25 protein-coding genes are annotated in these 21,393 nt (G+C 70.6%); 12 read left to right on the top strand and 13 right to left on the bottom strand.

Annotation, left to right across the window (positions count from 1 at the left end; genetic code table 11):
• Positions 1–10: 10 nt before the first annotated feature.
• From OG718_RS45620 to OG718_RS45605, 4 genes are all read right to left on the bottom strand, one after another.
• Complete coding sequence (locus OG718_RS45620; protein WP_143633266.1) at positions 11–604, bottom strand: transglutaminase domain-containing protein; 594 nt, start codon at positions 602–604, stop codon at positions 11–13.
• A gap of 83 nt (positions 605–687) precedes the next feature.
• Positions 688–1,758: a threonine aldolase family protein gene (locus OG718_RS45615; protein WP_328847945.1), complete on the bottom strand. Its 1,071-nt coding sequence runs from the start codon at positions 1,756–1,758 to the stop codon at positions 688–690.
• A complete protein-coding gene (locus OG718_RS45610) occupies positions 1,755–2,510 on the bottom strand; it encodes an SDR family oxidoreductase (RefSeq protein ID WP_143633264.1) in 756 nt (251 codons plus the stop codon). Before OG718_RS45610 ends, OG718_RS45615 begins: the two co-directional genes overlap by 4 nt.
• 38 nt (positions 2,511–2,548) lie before the next feature.
• Positions 2,549–3,946 (bottom strand): DUF6421 family protein, encoded by a 1,398-nt coding sequence (locus OG718_RS45605; protein ID WP_328846919.1) that lies wholly within the window; start codon positions 3,944–3,946, stop codon positions 2,549–2,551.
• A 378-nt stretch (positions 3,947–4,324) separates the two neighbouring features.
• On the opposite strand from OG718_RS45605, the gene OG718_RS45600 reads away from it, so the two are divergent.
• Positions 4,325–5,008 carry a glycerophosphodiester phosphodiesterase gene (locus tag OG718_RS45600; RefSeq protein WP_143633260.1) on the top strand — a complete coding sequence of 228 codons (684 nt, stop codon included), beginning with the start codon at positions 4,325–4,327 and terminating at the stop codon, positions 5,006–5,008.
• Positions 5,009–5,032: 24 nt separating this feature from the next.
• On the opposite strand, the gene OG718_RS45595 is transcribed toward OG718_RS45600, so the two are convergent.
• On the bottom strand, positions 5,033–5,572 hold the full coding sequence (locus OG718_RS45595; RefSeq protein ID WP_328846918.1) for a GNAT family N-acetyltransferase: 540 nt from the start codon (positions 5,570–5,572) through the stop codon (positions 5,033–5,035).
• A 71-nt stretch (positions 5,573–5,643) separates the two neighbouring features.
• Here OG718_RS45595 and OG718_RS45590 point away from each other — a divergent pair, with 71 nt between their 5' ends.
• Positions 5,644–6,030 (top strand): VOC family protein, encoded by a 387-nt coding sequence (locus OG718_RS45590; protein WP_143633257.1) that lies wholly within the window; start codon positions 5,644–5,646, stop codon positions 6,028–6,030.
• A gap of 55 nt (positions 6,031–6,085) precedes the next feature.
• Here OG718_RS45590 and OG718_RS45585 read toward each other — a convergent pair whose 3' ends face one another.
• A complete protein-coding gene (locus OG718_RS45585) occupies positions 6,086–6,457 on the bottom strand; it encodes a VOC family protein (protein ID WP_328846917.1) in 372 nt (123 codons plus the stop codon).
• 41 nt (positions 6,458–6,498) lie between these two features.
• Positions 6,499–7,464 carry an LLM class F420-dependent oxidoreductase gene (locus OG718_RS45580; RefSeq protein ID WP_328846916.1) on the bottom strand — a complete coding sequence of 322 codons (966 nt, stop codon included), beginning with the start codon at positions 7,462–7,464 and terminating at the stop codon, positions 6,499–6,501.
• 108 nt (positions 7,465–7,572) lie between these two features.
• On the opposite strand from OG718_RS45580, the gene OG718_RS45575 reads away from it, so the two are divergent.
• Both OG718_RS45575 and OG718_RS45570 read left to right on the top strand, forming a co-directional pair.
• Positions 7,573–7,815 (top strand): DUF7218 family protein, encoded by a 243-nt coding sequence (locus tag OG718_RS45575; RefSeq protein WP_143633251.1) that lies wholly within the window; start codon positions 7,573–7,575, stop codon positions 7,813–7,815.
• 153 nt (positions 7,816–7,968) lie between these two features.
• The gene (locus OG718_RS45570; RefSeq protein ID WP_443055264.1) at positions 7,969–8,976 is read left to right on the top strand and encodes an SMP-30/gluconolactonase/LRE family protein; all 1,008 of its coding nucleotides are present in this window, start codon (positions 7,969–7,971) and stop codon (positions 8,974–8,976) included.
• Positions 8,977–9,045: 69 nt separating this feature from the next.
• On the opposite strand, the gene OG718_RS45565 is transcribed toward OG718_RS45570, so the two are convergent.
• Complete coding sequence (locus OG718_RS45565) at positions 9,046–9,408, bottom strand: DUF6479 family protein (protein ID WP_143633247.1); 363 nt, start codon at positions 9,406–9,408, stop codon at positions 9,046–9,048.
• 94 nt (positions 9,409–9,502) lie between these two features.
• On the opposite strand from OG718_RS45565, the gene OG718_RS45560 reads away from it, so the two are divergent.
• Positions 9,503–10,561: a Ppx/GppA phosphatase family protein gene (locus OG718_RS45560; RefSeq protein ID WP_143633246.1), complete on the top strand. Its 1,059-nt coding sequence runs from the start codon at positions 9,503–9,505 to the stop codon at positions 10,559–10,561.
• A 77-nt stretch (positions 10,562–10,638) separates the two neighbouring features.
• On the opposite strand, the gene OG718_RS45555 is transcribed toward OG718_RS45560, so the two are convergent.
• Positions 10,639–11,544 carry an N-acetyltransferase gene (locus tag OG718_RS45555; RefSeq protein WP_143633244.1) on the bottom strand — a complete coding sequence of 302 codons (906 nt, stop codon included), beginning with the start codon at positions 11,542–11,544 and terminating at the stop codon, positions 10,639–10,641.
• Between the two features lie 203 nt (positions 11,545–11,747).
• Between OG718_RS45555 and OG718_RS45550 the strand changes: the two genes are divergently transcribed.
• Entirely contained in the window at positions 11,748–12,512 is a 765-nt protein-coding gene (locus tag OG718_RS45550; protein ID WP_143633242.1) for a VOC family protein, read from the top strand.
• Between the two features lie 43 nt (positions 12,513–12,555).
• Here the strand turns inward: OG718_RS45550 and OG718_RS45545 are convergent, their stop codons facing one another.
• A complete protein-coding gene (locus OG718_RS45545; protein WP_143633240.1) occupies positions 12,556–13,119 on the bottom strand; it encodes a MarR family winged helix-turn-helix transcriptional regulator in 564 nt (187 codons plus the stop codon).
• Positions 13,116–14,768 (bottom strand): FUSC family protein, encoded by a 1,653-nt coding sequence (locus tag OG718_RS45540; RefSeq protein WP_186001030.1) that lies wholly within the window; start codon positions 14,766–14,768, stop codon positions 13,116–13,118. Before OG718_RS45540 ends, OG718_RS45545 begins: the two co-directional genes overlap by 4 nt.
• 216 nt (positions 14,769–14,984) lie before the next feature.
• On the opposite strand from OG718_RS45540, the gene OG718_RS45535 reads away from it, so the two are divergent.
• The 5 genes from OG718_RS45535 to OG718_RS45515 all read left to right on the top strand — a co-directional run bounded on the left by OG718_RS45535 (position 14,985) and on the right by OG718_RS45515 (position 18,497).
• Entirely contained in the window at positions 14,985–15,590 is a 606-nt protein-coding gene (locus OG718_RS45535; RefSeq protein ID WP_143633236.1) for a DUF5134 domain-containing protein, read from the top strand.
• Between the two features lie 194 nt (positions 15,591–15,784).
• A complete protein-coding gene (locus OG718_RS45530) occupies positions 15,785–16,717 on the top strand; it encodes a M56 family metallopeptidase (RefSeq protein ID WP_306941303.1) in 933 nt (310 codons plus the stop codon).
• Positions 16,718–16,783: 66 nt separating this feature from the next.
• Positions 16,784–17,470 carry a phosphatase PAP2 family protein gene (locus tag OG718_RS45525; protein ID WP_143633230.1) on the top strand — a complete coding sequence of 229 codons (687 nt, stop codon included), beginning with the start codon at positions 16,784–16,786 and terminating at the stop codon, positions 17,468–17,470.
• 153 nt (positions 17,471–17,623) lie between these two features.
• Positions 17,624–17,752 carry a hypothetical protein gene (locus tag OG718_RS45520; RefSeq protein ID WP_260694885.1) on the top strand — a complete coding sequence of 43 codons (129 nt, stop codon included), beginning with the start codon at positions 17,624–17,626 and terminating at the stop codon, positions 17,750–17,752.
• 52 nt (positions 17,753–17,804) lie between these two features.
• Entirely contained in the window at positions 17,805–18,497 is a 693-nt protein-coding gene (locus OG718_RS45515; protein WP_328846914.1) for an HAD family hydrolase, read from the top strand.
• A 26-nt stretch (positions 18,498–18,523) separates the two neighbouring features.
• On the opposite strand, the gene OG718_RS45510 is transcribed toward OG718_RS45515, so the two are convergent.
• The gene (locus OG718_RS45510; RefSeq protein ID WP_143633227.1) at positions 18,524–18,769 is read right to left on the bottom strand and encodes a DUF2630 family protein; all 246 of its coding nucleotides are present in this window, start codon (positions 18,767–18,769) and stop codon (positions 18,524–18,526) included.
• A gap of 242 nt (positions 18,770–19,011) precedes the next feature.
• Here OG718_RS45510 and OG718_RS45505 point away from each other — a divergent pair, with 242 nt between their 5' ends.
• A complete protein-coding gene (locus tag OG718_RS45505; protein WP_306941299.1) occupies positions 19,012–19,728 on the top strand; it encodes a TetR/AcrR family transcriptional regulator in 717 nt (238 codons plus the stop codon).
• A 59-nt stretch (positions 19,729–19,787) separates the two neighbouring features.
• Here the strand turns inward: OG718_RS45505 and OG718_RS45500 are convergent, their stop codons facing one another.
• Positions 19,788–21,290 carry an LVIVD repeat-containing protein gene (locus OG718_RS45500; protein WP_143633223.1) on the bottom strand — a complete coding sequence of 501 codons (1,503 nt, stop codon included), beginning with the start codon at positions 21,288–21,290 and terminating at the stop codon, positions 19,788–19,790.
• Between the last annotated feature and the right edge of the window lie 103 nt (positions 21,291–21,393).

Genomic DNA, 21,393 nt, shown 5'->3' with positions numbered 1-21,393 from the left:
CTGCCTTGCCTCAGAGTGCGGTGGGGAGGGTCTTCCACAGGTGCGGCCGGTCGGGGGCTGCCTTGAGAGCGCTCAGGACGACCGGATGCGGTTCAGCGTACAGTACCGGATAGTCCACCTCATTGGACTGGGGGTCGACGGGGAAGGCCAGCCGTTCACCGACGAGCGAGAACTGGGCGTCCACGCCCGGCTTGTTGCCGCGGCAGTCCTGCCGGTGCCAGGCCCCGTTGAATCGCACGGCGACCAGGCCGTGCACGACATGTCCGCTTCCGTCGTCATGGAGAAGCGACTGGTAACAGAACGCGGTGGGGATGTCCTCGGCCCGCAGGAGCGCGGCGAGCGCGTGCGCCTTGGCGTGACAGATGCCGGTACGCAGTTCCAGGACGCCGGAGGCACGCCAGGTGACGCGCGGGTCGCCCGCGTCCTGGGAGTGCGGGACGGTGTCGCGCACGAACTCGTACGCAGCTCGCGCATAGCCATACGAATCCGCCACCCCCTCGGCGAGACGCGCAGCCGTCTCCCGTACGAGCGGATGGTGATGGTCGACCACCTCGTCAGCAGCCAAGTACGCGGACAGGTCGGGGGTGTTCTGGATCAGCTCCATGCCCACAGAGCATAGGAATGCGACCACCCGAGAGTCAATTACTTTTCGGGTGACCGCATATCTATGCATGCTGTCGCGGGGTACTAGCGGGCCATTTCCTCCTTGAGCGCCGCCAGGAACCCGTCGACGTCGTCCTCGGTCGTGTCGAAGGCGCACATCCAGCGGACGTCGCCCGCGGCCTCGTCCCAGAAGTAGAAGCGGTAGCGCTTCTGCAGGCGCTCGCTCACGTCGTGGGGCAGCCGGGCGAAGACGGCGTTGGCCTGCACGGGGTGGAGGATCTCTACGCCGTGCACGGCCCGCACGCCCTCCGCGAGGCGCTGGGCCATCTCGTTCGCGTGGCGGGCGTTGCGCAGCCACAGGTCCTTGGCGAGCAGTGCCTCCAACTGCACGGAGACGAAGCGCATCTTGGAGGCGAGCTGCATCGACAGCTTGCGCAGGTGCTTCATGTGGCTGACGGCGTCCTGGTCGAGGACGACGACGGCCTCGCCGAACAGCGCGCCGTTCTTCGTGCCGCCGAAGGAGAGGACGTCCACGCCGACCGCGTTGGTGAACGCCCGCATCGGCACGTCCAGCGAGGCGGCCGCGTTGGCTATCCGGGCGCCGTCGAGATGCACCTTCATGCCGTGCGCGTGGGCGTGCTCGCAGATCGCGCGGACCTCGTCGGGCGTGTAGACGGTGCCCAGCTCGGTGTTCTGCGTGATCGACACGACCTGCGGCATCGCACGGTGCTCGTCGTCCCAGCCGTACGCCTGCCGGTCGATCAGCTCGGGAGTGAGCTTGCCGTCGGGCGTGGGCACCGTGAGCAGCTTGAGTCCGCCCATGCGCTCGGGGGCGCCGCCCTCGTCGACGTTGATGTGCGCGCTCTCCGCGCAGATCACCGCGCCCCAGCGGTCCGTGAGCGCCTGGAGCGCCACGACGTTCGCGCCGGTGCCGTTGAAGACGGGGAACGCCTCGGCGCTCGCGCCGAAGTGGCCCCGGATCACCTGCTGGAGGTGGTCGGTGTAGTCGTCCTCGCCGTACGCGATCTGGTGCCCGCCGTTGGCCAGGGCCAGGGCGGCGAGCACCTCGGGGTGCGCCCCCGCGTAGTTGTCGCTGGCGAATCCGCGGATCTCCGGGTCGTGACGACGCCGCGCGTCGGTCTTCGGAGGGTTCACCGCTTCTCGGTCAGCCACAGACGCTTTCCGTTCACCTCGGAGGCGGGCTGCTCCCAGACGCCGGTGATGGCCTCGGCCAGCTCCTTGACGTCCGTGAAGCCCGCGAACTTCGCGTTCGGGCGCTCGGCGCGCATCGCGTCGTGCACCAACGCCTTCACCACCAGGATGGCAGCCGCGGACGTCGCCCCGTCCGCGCCCCCGGAGACTCCGGCCTTGCGGAAGAAGTCGGCCATGGCCAGTGTCCACGCCTCGGCCGCGGCCTTGGCCGCGGAGTAGGCGGCGTTGCCCGCGGTGGGCTTGCTGGCGCCCGCGGCGCTGATCAGGACGTACCGGCCGCGGTCGCTGCGCTGCAGCGCCTCGTGGAAGGCGAGGGAGGTGTGCTGCACGGTGCGGATCAGGAGCATCTCCAGGAAGTCCCAGTCGTCGAGACTGGTCCTGGTGAAGGTCTCGCTGCCGCGCCAGCCGCCGACGAGGTGGACCAGGCCGTCGACCCGGCCGAAGTCCTTCTCGATGCGGGCGGCCCAGTCATGGCTGGACTGCAGGTCGAGCAGGTCGACCGTGTCGCCGACGACCGTGGAGCCGCCGTGCGCGTACCGGGCCGCGTCCACGGCCTCCGCGAGCCGCTCGGGGTCGTTGTCCGAGCCGACGACGGTCGCACCCGCCTCGGCGAGCCGCAGGAGCGCCGCCCGTCCCGCGGGTCCGCCCGCGCCGGCCACCGCGATCACCGCACCGCTGAGAGCCCCGTTCCCCATGATCTTCGCCTCCTGAGCAGTGGTATTGGCGCGGTCGCTCACGCGGCCACCCGCTCGGCGCTCTCCGCCGTGATGCCCTTGGTTGAGGCGATCACTTTCTTCAGCTTCTTGGAGAGGGCCTCATAGAACATGCTCAGGGGAAACTCGTCCGGAAGCACGTCGTCCACGAGCTTTCGCGGCGGCTGGTTCAGATCGAGGGCGTCCGGACCCTTGGCCCAGCGGGATCCCGGGTGCGGGGCGAGGTACTGGGACACCATGTCGTACGCGGCGAACCAGTGGACCAGCTTCGGACGGTCGATGCCCTCGCGGTACAGCTTCTCGATCTCGGCGCAGAGGTCGTTGGTGACCTGCGGGGCGCGCTGCCAGTCGACGTGCAGCTTGTTGTCGGTCCAGCGGACGACGTCGTGCTTGTGCAGGTAGGCGAAGAGCAGCTGGCCGCCGAGCCCGTCGTAGTTGCGGACGCGGTCGCCGGTCACGGGGAAGCGGAACATGCGGTCGAACAGCACCGCGTACTGCACGTCGCGGCCCTGTGGGAAGCCGTCGGCCTCCAGCTTCACGGCTTCCCTGAAGGCCGTGAGATCGCAGCGCAGCTCCTCCAGGCCGTACATCCAGAACGGCTGGCGCTGCTTGATCATGAACGGGTCGAAGGGCAGATCGCCGTGGCTGTGGGTGCGGTCGTGGACCATGTCCCACAGGACGAAGGCCTGCTCGCAGCGCGCCTGGTCGCCGACCATCTCGCGGATGTCGTCGGGCAGTTCGAGGCCGAGCGTGTCGACGGCGGCCTCGGTGACCTTGCGGAAGCGGGCGGCCTCGCGGTCGCAGAAGATGCCGCCCCAGCTGAACCGCTCGGGGGCCTCGCGCACGGCGATGGTCTCCGGGAAGAGGACGGCCGAGTTGGTGTCGTATCCGGCCGTGAAGTCCTCGAACGTGATGCCGCAGAACAGCGGGTTGTCGTAGCGGGTGCGCTCAAGATCGGCCAGCCACTCCGGCCAGACCATGCGCAGGACGACCGCTTCGAAGTTGCGGTCCGGATTGCCGTTCTGCGTGTACATCGGGAAGACGACCAGGTGCTGGAGCCCGTCCTCACGGTGCGCGGCGGGCTGGAAGGCCAGCAGGGAGTCGAGGAAGTCGGGGACCTGGAAGCCGCCCTCGGCCCAGCGGTGCATGTCCCTGACCAGCGCCTCGTGGTAGGCGGCGTCGTGCGGAAGGAGCGGGGCGAGTTCCTCGACCGCGTCGATGACACGGCGCACGGCGAGCCCGGCGTCGGCGGGATCCGGGGCGTCCTCGGCGTCGAAGTCGATCGACCCGTCCTTGGACTGCCATGGCCGGATCCGCTCCACGGCATCCTTGAGCACGGGCCAGGCCGGGTGCTCCACCACCCTGTCCCGGGGAGGAGCCTGCTCCTCCGTACCCACCTGCACAAGAATTTCCGTCATGACCCATCCTCCACGGGAGAACCTCGCGTATGGACACCGTATGCGTGCAGGGTTCTCCGCCACAAGTGGGAACTCGGGAGATTGTCCTGCCCCTCCCCACCTTCACCGCTCTTTTTCCTGTCGGACGCCATGGGGACGAATACTTCCGCCGATCGCTGGGTAGCCGTCGGAGTTCGGTCAACCCACCCGGGACTCGCCCACGCAGGAGTGAGGCGGGAGGAGCCCGGCACGGCCTGTTATCGCCGCTGGAAGGCCTCATTGGCCGCTGCCGGAGCGGGTTCAACGCCGGGCCGGGCCATTAGGCTGCGGCCTTGCCGCGTGGGCACGGGACCGCAGCACGCGGCAGCCGAGCCGCCGTCGACGGAAGCGGAGTCAGTCTTGAACTTTCTCACCATCGGGCACCGCGGAATCATGGGTGTCGAGCCCGAGAACACCCTCCGCTCCTTCATCGCCGCCCAGCAGGCCGGCCTGGACCTGATCGAACTCGATCTGCATCTGAGCAAGGACGGCGCGCTCGTCGTCATGCACGACGCCGACGTGGACCGCACGACCGACGGTTCGGGGCCGATCGCCGAGAAGACCCTCGCCGAGCTGCGGGTGCTGGACGCGGGCCGCGGTGAGCGCATCCCGGTCTTCGAGGAGGTCCTGGACGCCGTCACGGCGCCGCTGCAGGCCGAGATCAAGGACGTGGCCGCGGCCCGGGCGCTGGCGGAGGTCATGAACCGGCGCGACCTGGTCGGCAGGGTCGAGGTCCTGTCGTTCCACGACGAGGCCATCGCCGAGATCGCGCGGCTCGTCCCCGGCGTCCGCACGGCGCTGGTCGCCAGCCGCTATGGCATCGATGTCGTGGAGCGGGCCACCGCGGCCGGCGCCACGAGTCTCGTCCTGAACATCCGCCGCCTGACCCTGGAGGTCGTCGAGCGCGCCCGCAAGGCGGACCTGCGGATCATCGGCTGGGTCGTGAACACCCAGGACCATCTGCGCCTCGTACGCGCCCTGGAGCTGGACGGCGCGACCACCGACTATCCGGAGATCAAGCGCACCGGCCGCTTCACGGCGTAACGGCCGGGCCGCACGGCGTAACGATTATGCGAGCGGCTTCACCAGGAGCTCGAACTGCAGGTCGTCGCGCTGCGGGATGCCGAAGCGCTCGTCGCCGTACGGGAAGGGGGTCATCTTTCCCGTACGGCGGTAGCCGCGCCGCTCGTACCAGGCGATGAGGTCCTCGCGTGCGGAGATCACCGTCATGTGCATCTCCTTGACGCCCCAGGTCTCGCGGGCGAACCGCTCCGCCTCGGCGATGATCACCTTGCCGAGTCCCGCGCCCTGGAGTGCGGGACTGACCGCGAACATGCCGAAGTAGGCGTGGTCACCGCGGTGTTCGAGCTGACAGCAGGCGACCACCGTGCCGTCGCGCTCGACGGTCAGCAGACGGCTGTCGGGGGACTTGATGACCGCCAGTACGCCCTCCGGGTCGGTCCGCTGACCCTCCAGGATGTCCGCCTCGGTGGTCCACCCCGTGCGGCTGGAGTCTCCCCGGTAGGCCGACTCGATCAGCACGACGAGGGCCTCGACGTCGGCGTCGGTGGCGTCGCGGAACGTCAGTCCGGTGGCGGCGGTGTCCATGGAGCGGTTCTCCGATCTCGGGCGCGGCTCGGGCACCGCTGAGCGTAACCCTCCCACTAGGCTCCGGGCGCATGGTGCATGTACTGAGCAGCCGGACCTTGCTCCGCCCCACCGACCCCGAGCGCTCCCGCGCCTTCTACGGCGACAAGCTGGGCCTGCCCGTCTACCGGGAGTTCGGTACGGGTCCCGAGCGCGGCACGGTCTACTTCCTCGGCGGCGGTTTCCTGGAGGTCGCGGGCCGCTCCGAGGAACCGCCCTCCCCCGCCGTCAAGTTGTGGCTCCAGGTCGCGGACGTCACGGCGGCGTACGAGGAACTCGTGGCCGCGGGCGTCGAGGTGCGCCGGCCGCCGGTGAAGGAGCCGTGGGGGCTGATCGAGATGTGGCTCGCGGATCCGGACGGAACGGAGATCGTGGTGGTGGAGGTACCGGCGGATCATCCGCTGCGGTACCGGCCCTGAGCGGACGGCTCCGGCGGGGCTCCTGGGCCGTCGCGCAGGCCCGTCGCGCTTTTGGTCAGTCCTTGCACAGGCAGAACGGGTGGCCGGCCGGGTCCGCGTACACCCGCCAGCCTCGGCTGCCGTCCTTGTCGTCCAGATCGAGCGCGGTGGCACCGAGGGCGAGCACCTGGGGCTCGGCCGCGTCGATGTCCGGCACGGTGAAGTCCAGATGCAGTTGCTGGGAGTTCTCGTCGGCGTGCGGCCAGTCCGGCGGGCGGTGGTCCGGGACCCGCTGGAAGGAGATGCGGTGTCCGCCGGGCACGTGGAGGTCGTACCAGTCGTCGTTGTACTGCTTGACCTCACCGCCGAGTACGCCGGCGTAGAACGCCGCGAGGGCCGGTGGGTCCGGGCAGTCCAGGGCTACGAGGCAGTAGGTGGCGATGGCCATGATCGTCCCTTCGTCGGCCGCTCGGAGGTCTTGTCGTCGGCTCAGAGGTCGTTGAGTGCGGGGAGCAGTTTCTTCTCGGCCCAGTCCAGGAAGGGGAGTTGGTGGTCGCCGCCGACCTGGACCAGGGCTATCTCGGTGAATCCGGCGGTGACGTAGGGGCGTACGGCCTCGACGAAGGTGTCGACGTCGTCGCCGCACGGAATCGTCTCCGCGATGTCCTCGGGGCGGGTGTACTGGGTGGCCGTGTCGAAGCTCGCCGGGCCGGGCAGTTCGGAGTTGACCGGCCAGCCGCCCAGCGACCAGCGGAACTGTTCGTGGGCCCGCCGGACCGCGGCGTCCTTGTCGGGGTCGTAGCAGATGGGCAGTTGGCCCACCTTGGGCTTGCCACTGCCGCCGTGCCGTTCGAAGGAGTCGACCAGTTCGGCCTTCGGCTCGGTGGCTATCACCAGGTCGGCCAGCCGGCCGGCGAGGGCGCAGGAGCGTTCGCCCGAGACTGCGATGCCGATCGGGGTCGGCTCGTCCGGCAGGTCGAAGAGCCGGGCGTTCTCCACGTCGAAGTGCGGGCCGTGGTGGTTGACGTTCTTGCCGTCGAAGAGCGCGCGGATGATCTCCACGGCCTCTTCCAGCATCTCGAGCCGCACATGGGCGGCCGGCCAGCCACCGCCCACCACATGCTCGTTGAGGTTCTCGCCGGAACCGAGTCCGAGCCGGAAGCGGCCCTCGGCGAGCAGTTGCGTGGTGGCGGCCTTCTGGGCGACGACCGCCGGGTGGTAGCGGGTCGTCGGGCAGGTCACGTACGTCATGAGGGGGATGGTGGAGGTGGCCTGCGCCGCGGCGCCGAGGACGCTCCACGCGTACGGGGCGTGCCCCTGCTCCTCCAGCCAGGGGAAGTAGTGGTCGGACGTGACCGAGAAGTCGAATCCGGCCCGTTCGGCGGCCACCACGTGTTGTACGAGGTCACGGGGGCCGGCCTGCTCGGTCATCATCGTGTATCCGATGTGTGCCATGTGTTCCGAGTGGCCGGTCGGGGGTACCCGAAACGTCCCCCGCCGGGCGGCGCCATGGGTGGCGCCGCGCGACGGTTCGGTCCCCGGACGAGCGGAGGCAGGGAATCCATGCCCAGGTCGCAGATCAAGGACGAGAAGACCTACCAGGCGCTGCGCCGCGAGGGCGCGGGCAAGGAGAAGGCGGCACGGATCGCCAACAGTCCGAAATCCTCCTCACGCAAGGGCGGCAGGAGCGGCCCGTACGAGGAACAGTCGAAGCAGGATCTGTACGACGAGGCGAAGAAGGTCGGCGTCGAGGGCCGCTCGTCGATGTCGAAGGACGAGCTGATCAAGGCTTTGCGGAACCGCTGACTGCCGAACGGCCCGACTGCTCCTGACCCCGCCCAGGCTCTGGCTCTCGCGAGACCGACGGCGAGCGCGTGGTCTCCTGGGCCTCGGGGCCCGCACGAGGGCGTATGGACGCGTCGAGGAGTTGCGGCGCCTCATACGGGCAGAACGCTTCTCATGACACCGCGACTCTCCGTGACAGCTCGCACCGCGGGGCCCGGCGTCCTGCCGCCCCTTCGTCCGATCCCCCTCGGTGGCACAGGTCCCGAGGATGTCGTCGTCGACCATGAAGGCCGTGTGATCACGGGCGTGGCCGACGGCCGCATTCTCCGCGTCCGGCCGCGCGGCCCCGCCCGTGTGGAGCAGATCGCGCGGACGGGAGGGCGCCCGCTGGGGCTCGAAGTCCTGCCGGACGGGCGGCTGTTGGTCTGCGACGCGGAGCGCGGGCTGCTGCGGGTCACGCCGGAGGCCGGCTCCGGGTCCTCCTCTCCTTCCGCGGGGAGGATCGAGGTTCTGGTCGACCGTGTGGCGGGTGAGCCGTTGCGGTTCTGCAGCAACGCGGTCGCGGCCACGGACGGGACCGTGTACTTCACGGCCTCCAGCAGGCGTTTCGGGCTTCAGGAGTGGCTCGGCGACCTGATGGAGCGGACGGCGACGGGACGGCTCCTGCGGCTCCCGCCCGGCGGTGGCGAGCCCGAGGTCCTGCTGGACGACCTGGACTTCGCGAACGGAGTCGTGCTGGCCGAGGACGAGTCCTGGGTCGCCGTGGCCGAGACCGGTGCGTACCGTCTCACCCGGCTGTGGCTGTCCGGCCCGCGGGCCGGACAGCGCGACACGCTGGTCGAGAACCTCCCCGGTTTCCCGGACAACCTCTCCCGCGGCGCGGACGGCACGGTGTGGATCGCCCTGGCAGGCCCGCGGCAACCGCCCCTGGACTGGCTGCGTCGGGCTCCCGCGAGCGTACGACGGGCGGCGTGGCGAGCGGCCCGGCCCCTGCCGATCCGGCCTCTCCCCGTTGCCCGCGTGCTGGGCATCGGCCCGGGCGGCCGCGTCCGCCACGACCTCAGGCGCCGCAGGGCGGGCTACCGGATGGTGACCAGCGTGTACGAGCACGACGGCATGCTGATCCTGGGCAGCCTGCTGGAGAAGGGGATCGTCGTGTGCGAGCTGCCGGGGCGCGCGTGAACCGCCTGCCGGGGCGGGCCTGAGCCGACTCCATCCGCCCCGGCCAACCCATCGGTCACGCGCGCTCGTTCAGTGGTGGCCGAGCCCGCCGCTGCCGAAGCCGCCGCTGCTGTTGCGGCCCCAGATCGGCCGCTTCTGGTCCTTGGCGCGGCGCGAGGAGACGTTGCCGTGCAGTTCGTGCGGGGTGAGGACCCTGCCGTTGTGCGGCATCTCGTCGGGCTCGCGCATCTCACTGATCTCGTGGACCGCGCCGCCCTCGGGCAGATGGGGGTGGTCCTCGGGGCGTGGCGGACCGGGTTCCCGGGCGCGCACCCGCATCCCCCACCACACCGCGACGACCAGCATCGCCGTGATCAGAAGCCCCACCACGAAGGGTGCCGAACCGGCCACGACTTCGTGGGGGATGGCTATCTCCCTGCCGAAGGTGTCCATAAAGGCCAGAGTACCCCCACAGAACGGCTCAAACAGCGCCTCACCGGTGGTCCAGCGACGGTGTGCCCGGGGCCGCCAAGGGTACGGAGAGGGGATGCGAATGGGTGTACTGGACGTCGGCTCGAACACGGTAAGGCTCGTCATCGCGGAAACGGACGGAGCCGTTCCACTCCCCGTGCACACGGCCAAGCGCCGGCTGAGGCTCTCCGACCATGTCGAGCGGGGCGGTCACCTGCCGAAGGAACAGGTGAACCGGCTGGTGGAGGCGGTGGCGGACGCCCGGTCGGAAGGCAGACGGTGGGGGGTGGCCCAGCCCTTCGCCTTCGCCACGGCGATCGTGCGGGACGCCCCCAACCGCACCGAGATCCTCGGGCGGGTCACCGCGGAGGCGGGGGTGCCACTGCATGTGCTGCCCGGCGAGGTCGAGGCGGAGCTGACCTTCCTGGCGGCACGGCGCTGGATGGGCTGGCGCGCGGGGCCGCTGGCCATGCTGGACATCGGGGGCGGCACGCTGGAGGTGGCCTTCGGCCGGAGCAAGCTGCCGGACTTCGCGATCTCGCTGCCGCTGGGGGCCAGCCGGCTGACCCGCGAGTTCTTCCGTGGCCAGGACCCGCCGTCGCTCCGCCGGGCCAAGCTGCTGCGTCGGCACGTGCGCCACCAGCTGCGTGACGTTGCGGCCCGTATCCGCTGGGAGGCGCCGCGTACGACGGTCGCCACCTCGCGTACGCTCCAGCAGCTGGGCCGGCTGTGCGGCGCGGCCCCGGGCCGGTCGGGGCCCTTCACCCCGCGCGGCATCACCCGTACCGACCTCCGCGTGGCCGTCGAGCGGCTGTCGGTGCTGCCGGCCGCCGATCGCGCCCTCCTGCCCGGCATATCCCCCGCGCGTGCCGGTCAGTCCCTGGCCGGGGCGATCGTCGCGCACACCACGATGAAGCTGATGGGCATCGACGAGATGACCCTCTGCCCCTGGGCGCTGCGCGAAGGGGTCCTGCTGCGCTGTATCGAGGACGGCAACGCCGACTGGTGGGACGGTACGGCCCCCAGCCTCCGCGATCAGGACGCCCCTGCGCGATTGCTCCGCCCGGTCGGCGGTGTGGACCTGGGCGCCACGATGTCCGCCACCTCGTCCTCGGCTCAACTCCCCAACCGATAGGGACAGTTCAACCGAACTCGTCGTGCGGTCGAGCACGGCACCGGCGCCGGCCGGGCGGCGCGGTGGCGCGTGGGGCCCTACGGAAGGTGCTCCCACCCACGATCCGTGCGCGTCAGCTCGCGAAACCCGGCGCCCGTCAGCCGGCTGATCGCTTCCACGGCGCCGGCGGCCTCGTACGCGAAGAGCCGCCGTACTCCCGAGAGCCGCAGCCAGTGGGCGGCCTGGGCGAGGAGCCAGTTCTCCAGGCCGTCCACCGGGTGCTCGACGTGGAGGTTGCCGATGTCGGCGAGGCCGCCGCTGCGCGAGTGCCGTTCGGGGCGGTCCAGGGCGGTGTCGACCTCGATGAAGCCGAGTACGCGCCCGTCGGCGTGTGCCGTGAAGCGGGTGCCGCACTCGCCGAGCGTGCGGTCGACCGAGACTCCGGGCAGGGGTGTGAACGACGGCAGATCGGCCACGTCGGCGATCAGGATGACCTCCGTGTCGCCCGTGTGCCGGAAGCCGGCCCGTTCGTAGGCGGCGCGGATGTGCGGCCAGGGCCGTGGCAGTCCGTAGACGACGGGTGCGGGCAGGGATCCGTCGGCGTATCGGAGTCGGACGTTCCAGCGGGCCAGCTGGGCCAGACAGGCCGCCATCAGCAGATCGGAGGCCTGGTCGGAGTCCGGCCAGAAGGAGGCGGGCGGATGGCAGACGAACCAGTCGATCGCGCCGGCGTCCCGGAAGCTCTCACCGACCTCGGTGTCGGCGCGGTAGCGCAGGAGATGCGCGCCTGCCACCACGTACCGGCGCTGCTCGGCGACGAGCGTGATCCGCTCGGCCACCCACGGGTCGGTGATGAACTCGTCCGGCTGCCGTGTCATACCGCTGAGCACGGTGTTCACGGAGACGGAGACACCGGGGACGACAGCGGCGACATGCGCGTTGACGAGTTCGGTGAGCTGGTCGCGGTCGTCGCGATGGAAGGGACGCACCGTGAGCGCGGGCATGCGGAGACCTCCGGATCGGGTACATGAGGAGGCCGCCATGAGGTGCGGTACGCGGGCGAGAGTACGCCTCACCGGGCGGTCCCGCCATGTGGTTTTCCGTCGGCTCGACGGGGCGGATGGCCGGGACTAGCGTGCCAGGAGGAGCCCGTCGCACTCCTGACGTGCTCACGCCGGAAATTCGGAAGCCGGAAAGAAGGTCGGCCATGAAACTGGACAAGCCGGTGCCCGGCGGGCCCTGCTGGACCGAACTGGGGACCAGTGACCTGGAGGCGGCCAAGCGGTTCTACGCCGATGTCTTCGGCTGGCGCCCGGAGACGGATCCGCGCGCGGAGGCGGGCGGCTACACGCTCGCGCACCTCGGCGACGCGTCGGTGGCCGCCCTGACCCCGCTGTTCCAGGAGTCGCAGCCGGTCGCCTGGAACGTGTCGTTCGCGGTGCCCGACGCGGACGCGACCGTGCGGGCGGTACGGGACGCGGGCGGCGCGGTCGTCATGGAGCCGATGGACGTCTTCGACCTGGGCCGCTTCGCGGTGGTGGCCGACCCGGGAGGAGCGGTCCTCCAGCTCTGGCAGGCGCACTCCTTCTCCGGCGCCGGTCTGTTCAACGCCCCCGGCGCGCTCGGCTGGGTCGAGCTGATGACGCGTACCCCCGACTTGGCCACCGCCTTCTACACGACGGTGTTCGGCTGGACCGTCAACGCCTCGGAGCACTACACGCAGTGGGGCATCGACGGCGCCGACTTCGGCGGCATGGTGGAGATGGGCGACAAGTTCCCGCACGAGGTGCCCTCGCACTGGCTGCCGTACTTCGCCGTCGAGGACGTCGGAGCCACCGCCGAGGCGAGTACGCAGGCGGGCGGTGGCGTCCTCATGGAACCCACGTCGGTCCCGGAGGGGCCTCGCATCGCGGTGCTCCGGGACCCGCAGGGCGCGGTGTTCGGCATCTACAGGGCGGGCGACGAGGGTTAGGGAGCCCTCGTGGTCATGACTTGACGCTGCCGACGGTGAGGTGTCAGCCGCGCGGGGCGCGCAGCCGGCCCTCCAGCTGGACCAGCAACTCGCCCAGCAGCGAGGCGAGTTCCCGCTGCACGGTGCCGTCCACCCCGGAAAGCACCGCGGTCTCGTACGAGAGCTGCTCGGGCAGGATGGAGTCGACCAGGTCGCGTCCGGCGTCGGTGAGGCGCACATGGGCGACGCGTCGGTCGCGGGTGTCGCCCCGGCGCTCGACCAGGCCGCGCTCGGTCAGCTGCTTGAGCCGCTTGGTGACGGCGGCGCCGGAGGAGAAGGTCTCACGGGCCAGCTCACCGGGGGTCAGTTCCAGGCCGGTGCGGCGCAGGGCGCCGAGGAGGTCGAACTCCGGGCGGGTGAGTCCGGCGTGTCGCAGTGGCGCGTCCTCGGCCTGCTGAAGGAGTGCGGCACAGCGGTTGATGCGGCCGATGATCTCCATGGGGCCGGTGTCGAGGTCGGGGTGGACCGTCTGCCACTGCCGTACCACCGCGGCGAGGGTGTCCCCCGCGGCCGCCCCTCTGTGTGCCGCGCCTCCTCCACCCGCCGCCCGCCCGTTCGCTGCCGTCATGCCCGTGTGCCCTCCAGAACGTGCAGTCCCTGCCGTCGTACCGCAGTCGCGAGCGTACGGTGTCCGGTCCGCTCGGCGAGCAGCACCCGCTCCTCCGGCACGGCGCGTTGCCACCACTCGCCCGCGGCCGCGTCGACCGTGGCGCGCAGCTCGACGAGCGCCGCGGCCAGCTGACGACGGGCGGCTTCCAGGGCGCCGGCACCGGGTCGCTCGGCGGCGATCAGTCGCGCGGCGTGTTCACAGGCCCGTTCCACCGTTTCGAGGGCGTTTTCGATGCGGTCTCCGGCACGCCGGTTGGTGACCGCGACCGCCGCGACGAAGCCGACCAGCGCGCCGACGACCGTGTCCACGATCCGGTCCGTCATCAGCTCGCCGGGCCGCTGGAAGCCCGTGAACTCGGTGATCAGCAGCGCCATCGGGGTCACGCAGATGCTGCCGAGCCAGTAGTTGCGGCTGATCAGGGCCTCCGCGCCGAAGTTGAAGGCGAGGCAGCACAGGACGAGGGCGGCGGGGCCGAGGTGGGCGAGCGGGGCGACGGCCGCGAAGAGGAGTACGCCGACGAGGTTGCCGACGACGCGCTGCACTCCGCGGCTCCAGGTCAGCGTGATGTTCGCCTGGTAGAGCGAGGCGGCGGTGACCAGGGCCCAGTACGGGCGGCCGACGCCGAGCGCCAGCGACACATAGCCGGCGAGGGCACAGCCGAGCGCGGTGCGCAGGGCGAGGGGCAGGAGCGGGCCGAGCCGGTCGGCCAACGGGCGCCTGCCCGCGACCCGTTCGGCCTCCACACCGAGGAGTTCGTCGGCCGCCGAGGCCAGGTCCACGCTCGGCGCGGGGCCCGTTCCGCGCAGGTCGCGCGCCCAGGAGCGCAGCCGTCCGGGGTCCGTGTCGGCGGGTGCGGCGAGCGCGATCTCGGCCCGCACGACGAGCCGTTCGAGGGCACGCCGTGGCTCCGAGCGGCCGCCGGTGGCGAGCAGCGACTGCCAGGCGGCGTGCACGGCGGCGGCCCCGGCCGCCCTGGCGCGCTCGTGTCCGGGGGAAGCGGTGGCGGACGTCTCGGCGTACGCGGCGGCGGCATTCAGGGCTCGCGCCGTGGCCCGGCGCTCCGGCCCGTGCGGTCGTACGAGGCGGGGGGCCATGCCGACGAGCCACGCCCAGATGCCTGCCGCGGCGGCGAGGGCGAGATGGCCGGGAACCTGGCCGAGCGTCTGAGGGGTGAAAAGGGAGGCCGAGCTGATGAAGGCGAAGATCACCGGTCCGGGCGGGCCGATGCCCGTCGCGTCGCACAGCGCCTTCTGGGCGGCGGCGAGCAGCGCGCCGACCGCGACGAGGACCACGGCGGAGGACGTGAGCGACGCCGTGACCAGGGCTACCGCGACCGAGGCGAGCATGCCGAGCACGACCCAGGCGAGGGCCCGGGCGCGAGCCGCGTACGGCAGGTTGTGGGCGTAGAGCGCGCAGAGCGACCCGGCCATCGTGTACATCGCGAGGTCCAGCCGACCGAGCGTCAGCAGCGTCAGGTTCGGCACGCCCACCGCGACGACCACGCTCAGCGCGGGCTTGAACCAGATGTCGGAGGGCCGGCCGACGCGCAGGACGCCGGCGAGAGGCAGTCGGCGTGCGGGGGTGGGACTGGGTGCGGCACTGCTCATGGCCATAAGATTAGCAGGTGTTTTACTCGTGAAACATATCGCCCGTGGGTGACGCTGCTCGTGCTGCTCGTGGGAGCTGCCCGCCCACAGAGCCTTCCGCCTGCGGCGCACCCCCGCACGCTCCCCCGTGTACACCCTTGCGCTCGCTTGCGCTCCGCCCGGGCCGGGCATCTCTTCGGGCGGACTGTTCGACACCGTCGAGCGGGGAGGTGCGCGGTGCACGGTCCTGCGTCACCGGGCTGGCTGCTCGTCGCGCTGTGCGCGGCGACCGGGGCCTACTGTCTGCTGCGGATGCGCAGCAGGGTCGAGGAGCAGCGCCGTACCGCGGGCGGTGAGGCGCTGATGGGGTTCGGGATGGCCGCGATGGCCGTGCCGGCGGCCACACTCGCGCCGCCGCGATGGGCCTGGGTCGCCTACGCGGCGGTGTTCGGGGCGGCCGCGCTGCGTGCCCTGTGGGCCGCCCGGAGCAGCGCCCACCATCTGCACCACCTGGTGGGCGCGTTCGCGATGGCCTACATGGCGGCGGTGATGGCGAGCGGGGCGCACGCCGGGGTTCCCGCGCTGACGGGGGTGCTTCTCGCGTACTTCACCGCGTATGTGCTGTGGACCGGCACACGGTTGATGCCGGTCGCCGTCGCCGGACCTGGGGGTGTGCCCGGACCTGGACCTGGGCGCATGCCTGGATCTGGACGTGAGCTCGGGGCTCGGCATGGATCCGGAGGCAGTGTGCGTGCCGCCGGGTGGGGTGATCGGCTGGAGCTGGCGCGGGCGTGCCGTCTCTCGATGGGCATCGGAATGCTGGCCATGCTTCTCACACTCTGAACCGGCACTTCTCACGTTCCGAACCAGCGCTGCTCACGTTCCGGGCCGATGCTTCCCACGTTCCGGGCCGGCGCATGTCACGTTCCGAACAGGGCATCGCCCAGGCCCTGAACCCGCTTTACGAAACCGTGGTGTACGTCACTTGCCGCGACAGCCCGTATCCGTGGGCGGAGCCCCGCTCATAGGCTGCAGCCATGATGGTCCCCGCGGCACTGCTGCTGCTCGGCGCCCTGGCCGCCGTCCTCGCTCCGCGGCTGCTCGCCCGAACGGACTGGCATGACCGTGAACCGGTGGTCGCCCTGTGGGTGTGGCAGTGCGTGGTGATGGCCGTTCTGCTGTGCTGCGCGCTGTCGATGACGCTCAGCGCGGCGGCCGCCTGGCAGGCCGTCCGGGGCCATGTCTTTGCCCCCGCCCCGCATGCCGTCGTGGAGAGCTACGCGCTCGCCGGAGGGCCCTGGGCCGCGGCGACCGCGGTGACACTCGCGCTCGGCGGTGTCTGGAGCGCCACGATGCTGGCCCGCGAGATCACCCGGGCCAGGACCCGGCGCCGTCGAGAGCGGGCCGAACTCCTCGTACGCGCCCCGGTGTTGCCCGGTGAGGAGCCCGGCAGCGATCGTCTGGTCGTCCTTGAGGGCGAGCGCCCCGACGCCTGGTGGCTGCCGGGAGCGGCGCCCCAACTCGTCATCACCACGGCCGCGTTGCGCCGTCTCAAGGGACGGCAGCTGGATGCGGTGCTCGCCCACGAGCAGGGGCACGCGCAGGCCCGGCACGACTGGCTGCTGCACTCCTCGGCCGCGCTGGCCAACGGCTTTCCGCAAGTCCCGGTGTTCGCGGCGTTCCGTGACGAGATGCACAGGCTGGTCGAACTCGCCGCGGACGACATGGCGTCGCGCCGCTTCGGCCGCCTGACGACCGCCCTCGCGCTGGTCGAACTCAACGAGGACCGGGGCGTGTTCGGCCCCTGCCCCACGCCACATGCCCATGTTCCACAGCGCGTCCACCGGCTGCTCACTCCCCCGGACCGCCTTCCGCCCGCCCGTCGGCTGCGGCTCACGGCGGCCGCCGCGCTGGTGCCGGTGATCCCGGTGCTGGTGACCTTCGTGCCCGGTTTGCGGGCGCTCGGTTAGCCGACTCGCAGCGCCCCGGACACCCCGGGTTGGCTTTCGACCCCACCGGTCGGCGAGGATCGGTGTATGCACTCCCCACCCGTCGACTCGCCGCCCCACGCTCCTGGTCCCGGGATCGCCGTACGTGTCGCGGCGGCTGTCGCCCTTCCGTCCGTACTGTTGCTCGTCCTGGTCGCGATGTCCTGGGACCCGCTCATCGCCCTCGACGGCGACATCGCCCGCACCACCCACCGCTGGGCCGTCGACGACCCCGACACCACCCAGACGTTCCGCATCCTCACGGACTGGGTGTGGGACCCCTGGACGATGCGCGCGCTGTGCGCCGTCGCCGTGCTCTGGCTGGTGCTGCACCACTCGGCATGGTGGCTCGCGCTGTGGCTGACCGCCACATGTGTGCTCGGCACACTGCTCCAGCAGGGGCTCAAGGCGGCGGTCGACCGGAAGCGTCCGGTCTGGCCGGACCCCGTGGACTCCGCCCACTTCGCGGCCTATCCGTCCGGCCACGCCATGACGGCCACGGTCGTGTGCGGCCTGCTGCTGTGGCTCATGCACCTGTACGGCGCCGGACGCGTCCTGTGGCGCATCGCGCTCACCCTCTCCGTCGTGTCCGTCCTCGGTGTCGGACTCACCCGTATCTGGCTGGGCGTGCACTGGTCGTCGGACGTGCTCGGCGGCTGGCTGCTGGGCGTGCTGGCGGTGGCGCTCGCGGTGGCGTCGTACACGAGGTTCCGGGGCACCGCCGAGCTGCGCTGACCGCACCGCCGACCCTGTCCGCCGCCTCCACTCGCGGACGAATCTGTTCAGGCCCACCCGCCCCACGACCGTGCACACGATCGAACGCGGCTCCGGGAGACACCCGGCAGAGCCGCGTAAAGGGGGCAACTTGTCCAGCATTTCGTCTCGGTCATGGACACCCCGACGGAGAACGTCATCAACCCGATCGAGATCGCGAACCTCCTCAACGAGCTTGCCGAGTCCCGTGGTTGGCCGCCCGCCACCTTCTACGGCACCCCGGCTCCGGCCCCACTGACCTGAACCACCCCACGGCGGCCGGGCGTTGGACAGAAGCGCCGGTAAAGTCCAGCGCATGGCTGCCGTGTTGTTCGACTTCTCCGGAACCCTCTTCCGAATCGAATCCACCGAGTCCTGGCTGCGGGCGGTCCTGGCCGACGCCGATGCCTCGCTGTCCGAGCCGGAGTTGACCCGGACGGCGAAGGAACTGGAGGCCGTGGGCGCACTCCCGGGCGGGGCCCTCCCCTCGGTACCGGTGCCGGACGGCGTGGCCCCGCAGTGGGGCATCCGCGACCAGAGCTCCGAACTGCACCGGGCGGCGTACACCGGTGTCTCCCGTCAGGTGGCGCTCCCCGATCCGGCGCTGCACGACAGGCTGTACGACCGCCATATGTCTCCGGCCGCCTGGCGCCCGTACCCCGACACCGCCGAGGTGCTGGGCGCGCTGCGCGAGCGCGGGGTCGCCGTCGGCGTGGTCAGCAACATCGGCTGGGACCTGCGGCCGGTGTTCAGGGACCACGGCCTCGACCCGTACATCGGCGCATACGTCCTGTCGTACGAGCACGGCATCCAGAAGCCGGACCCCAGGCTGTTCGCGACCGCCTGCGACGCGCTCGGGGCCGATCCGCGGGACACCCTGATGGTGGGCGACGACCGGCGCGCGGACGGCGGAGCCGCGGCCCTGGGCTGCGGATTGCACTTCGTCGACCACCTGCCGGTCACCGAGCGGCCCGACGGGCTGCGGCCCGTACTGGACCTGGCGGGCTGACCGAAGCCCTGGGCCTGGCGGCCCGGTCAGCTCTGGTAGCCCTCGACCTGCGACGACGGACGGACGTGTGCCTCGTCCGGGTTCTCGCCGAACTCGGACTTCGCGCGCCGCTGGCGCAGCAGGTCCCAGCACTGGTCGAGCTCGCGCTCCAGCTGTCCGAGCCGTTCGTGTTCGGTCGAGCTGTCGATCTGCCCGGACGCGACGGCGTCGCGGAGCCTGCGCTCGTCGTCGACCATCGCCGTGATCCTGGCCAGGATCTGCTCTTGATCCATGTCCCACGCCTCCTCGGCACTCCAGCCCACTGTAAGGAGCGGGCGACGGCTCGGCGACAGCTGCTGGTCAGGCCCGGGCGGCTGTGCGCGTGGCACGGAAGCGGCAATACTTCCCGTCCGCCCGGGACGATCCCCCGCGTCGCCCCGAGCGGACGGCAGTCCGGAGAAGATCCCTGACAGGAGCCGCTCCGGGTGCGCTGAGTATAGTTGGCTGGCAGCCAGTCAACGCAGGAGTACATAGGATGTCCCCTCGCAGCGCCTCGGTCAATGAAGAGTTGCGGCGGCGTTCCCGCGAGAGGCTTCTGCAGGCGGCCCTGGAACTGGTCAGCGAGCGTGGGTACGAGGCCACGACCTTGGGCGACATAGCGGACCGGGCGGGTTCCGCCCGCGGCCTCGTCTCGTACTACTTCCCGGGCAAACGCCAGCTCGTGCAGTCGGCGGTGCACCGGCTGATGCACCGCACGCTGGAGGAGGCGCTGGAGCGCGAGCCGCGTACGGAGGACGGTCGGGAACGCATGGCGCGGGCCATTGACGCCGTCCTGGGCCTGGCCCGCGATCACCCCGTGCTGATGCGCCAGCACATGGCGGGCATCCTGCAGGCGGAGGGATTCGTGCAGTGCGCGGAGCAGCAGCGCCTGGCGGAACTGCTCAGCGACACCATGGCCCGCTACGGCTCACCGGACGCCGCCACCGACTACCCGATGCTGCGCGCGCTCCTGATGGGTTCGGTGTACGCGGCGCTTGTGCCCGGGGTCCCGATGCCGCTGCGGACGCTGCGGGCCGAGCTGTTCCGGCGCTACCGGCTCGACTGGGAGCGGGGTGCCCCGCCGGGCGCCGAGGCACCCGACGGGACCTGCCACGAGGACCTCTCACGGTTCTTCGCTCCCGAGAGCCGCGAGCAGGGCCGTGAGCACGACCGGGAGACGGACGAGGCCGACCGGACCGGCCGGCCGGAGTAGTCCGGCCGACCCAAGCGGTCCGGTCGGCCCAAGCCGTCCGGTCAGTCGGAACAGTCCGGTCAGTCGAAGTAGTCCGGCTGCGTCTGGACGTTCAGCTCACGCAGACGCTCCCACTTCGCCGGGTCCGTACGACGGTCGTTGATCTTCAGAACGTCGAAGCCCTTGGCCATGTCGTTCGAGTAGATGTAGCCGTTGTAGTAGTACGCGGACCAGGAGCCGCCGGTGACCATGCTCGTGGTGCTCAGCGGACCGCGCTCGAAGAAGGCGATCTCCTTGGGCTTCGAGGAGTTGGTGAAGTCCCAGACGGAGATGCCGCCCTGGTACCAGGCCTGGACCATGATGTCCTTGCCCTTGACCGGGATCAGCGAGCCGTTGTGGGCCACGCAGTTCTCGGTGTCCGCCTGGTGGCGCGGGATCTTGAAGTAGCTCTTGAAGACGAGCTTGCGCTTGTCGCCCTTGCCGACGACGTCGTAGATGCCGTCCGCGCCACGGTTCGGACCGGTGGCCGCGTTGCAGGTGGCCGCGCCGCCGCCGCCCAGCTCGTCGGTGAAGACGACCTTGTTGGCCTTCTGGTTGAAGCTCGCCGAGTGCCAGAACGCGAAGTTCACGTTGTCCTGGACCTGGTCGATGATCTTCGGGTTCTCCGGGTCCTTGATGGAGAACAGGATGCCGTCGCCCATGCAGGCGCCCGCCGCGAGGTCCTTGGAGGGCAGCACGGTGATGTCGTGGCAGCCGGTCGTCTTGGAGACACCCGGGTTGGTGGGCCCGCCCGGGTTGCCGCCGCCGTCAGGCCCCGAACCGGGGAACAGGACGGGGAAGTTGACGATCTTGGCCTTCTGCGGGGCCTTGCGCGGCACCTTGATGACCGAGATGCCGTCGTGCGGCGGCTGGCAGTCGGGGAAGGAGGCGCTGGGCGAGTACGAGGAGACGTAGACGTAGACGTTCTTGCGCTCCGGCACCAGCGTGTGGGTGTGCGAACCGCAGGCGGTCTCGACGGCCGCGACGTACTTCGGGTTCCTCTTGTCGCTGATGTCGAAGACCTTCATGCCCTCCCAGGAGGACTTCTCGGTCGCGGGCTGCGTGGTGCTGTTGCAGGAGTTGTCGCTGCGCGAGGAGTCGGTGGAGAGGAAGAGCAGGTCGCCGGAGACGGAGATGTCGTTCTGCGAGCCCGGGCAGAGCACCTGGGAGACCGTCTTCGGGGACTTCGGGTTGCTGATGTCGAAGATGCGGAAGCCGTCGTAGTTGCCGGCGAACGCGTACTTGCCCTGGAAGGCCAGGTCCGAATTGGTGCCCGCCAGCGTGTCCTTGGGGATGTTGGCGAGGTGCTGGATGTTCTCCGAGTGGACTATCTCGTCCTGCCCCGGTATCTCGCCGTTCGCTATCGCGGCCCTGGCTTCGGCCGCGTCGCTCTTGGAAACCTTCTCCGACTTGGCCGGCGAGTCCCCGGGGTCTGGGGTCGCGACCGCCGGACCGGCCGTGAGCAGCGCGGCCAGGAGGCCCGCCGCGGTGGCGGCAACTCCCAGACGTCTGCGCCGCGTTCGGTGATTGTTCAACAGGGTCACTGCGTCCTCCCTTGTAGCCGTTCGCAGTCGAACGGTTCAGGTTCACCCGAAGTATCGTCTTCATCATGCACAGATCAACAGGCGGCAACGCATTCGTAATGAA

This window comes from Streptomyces sp. NBC_00258 (genome assembly GCF_036182465.1).
Lineage (GTDB): Bacteria > Actinomycetota > Actinomycetes > Streptomycetales > Streptomycetaceae > Streptomyces.
The sequence above is the reverse complement of the archived record's forward strand: the minus strand, read 5'-3'. Positions and strand labels throughout refer to the sequence as shown.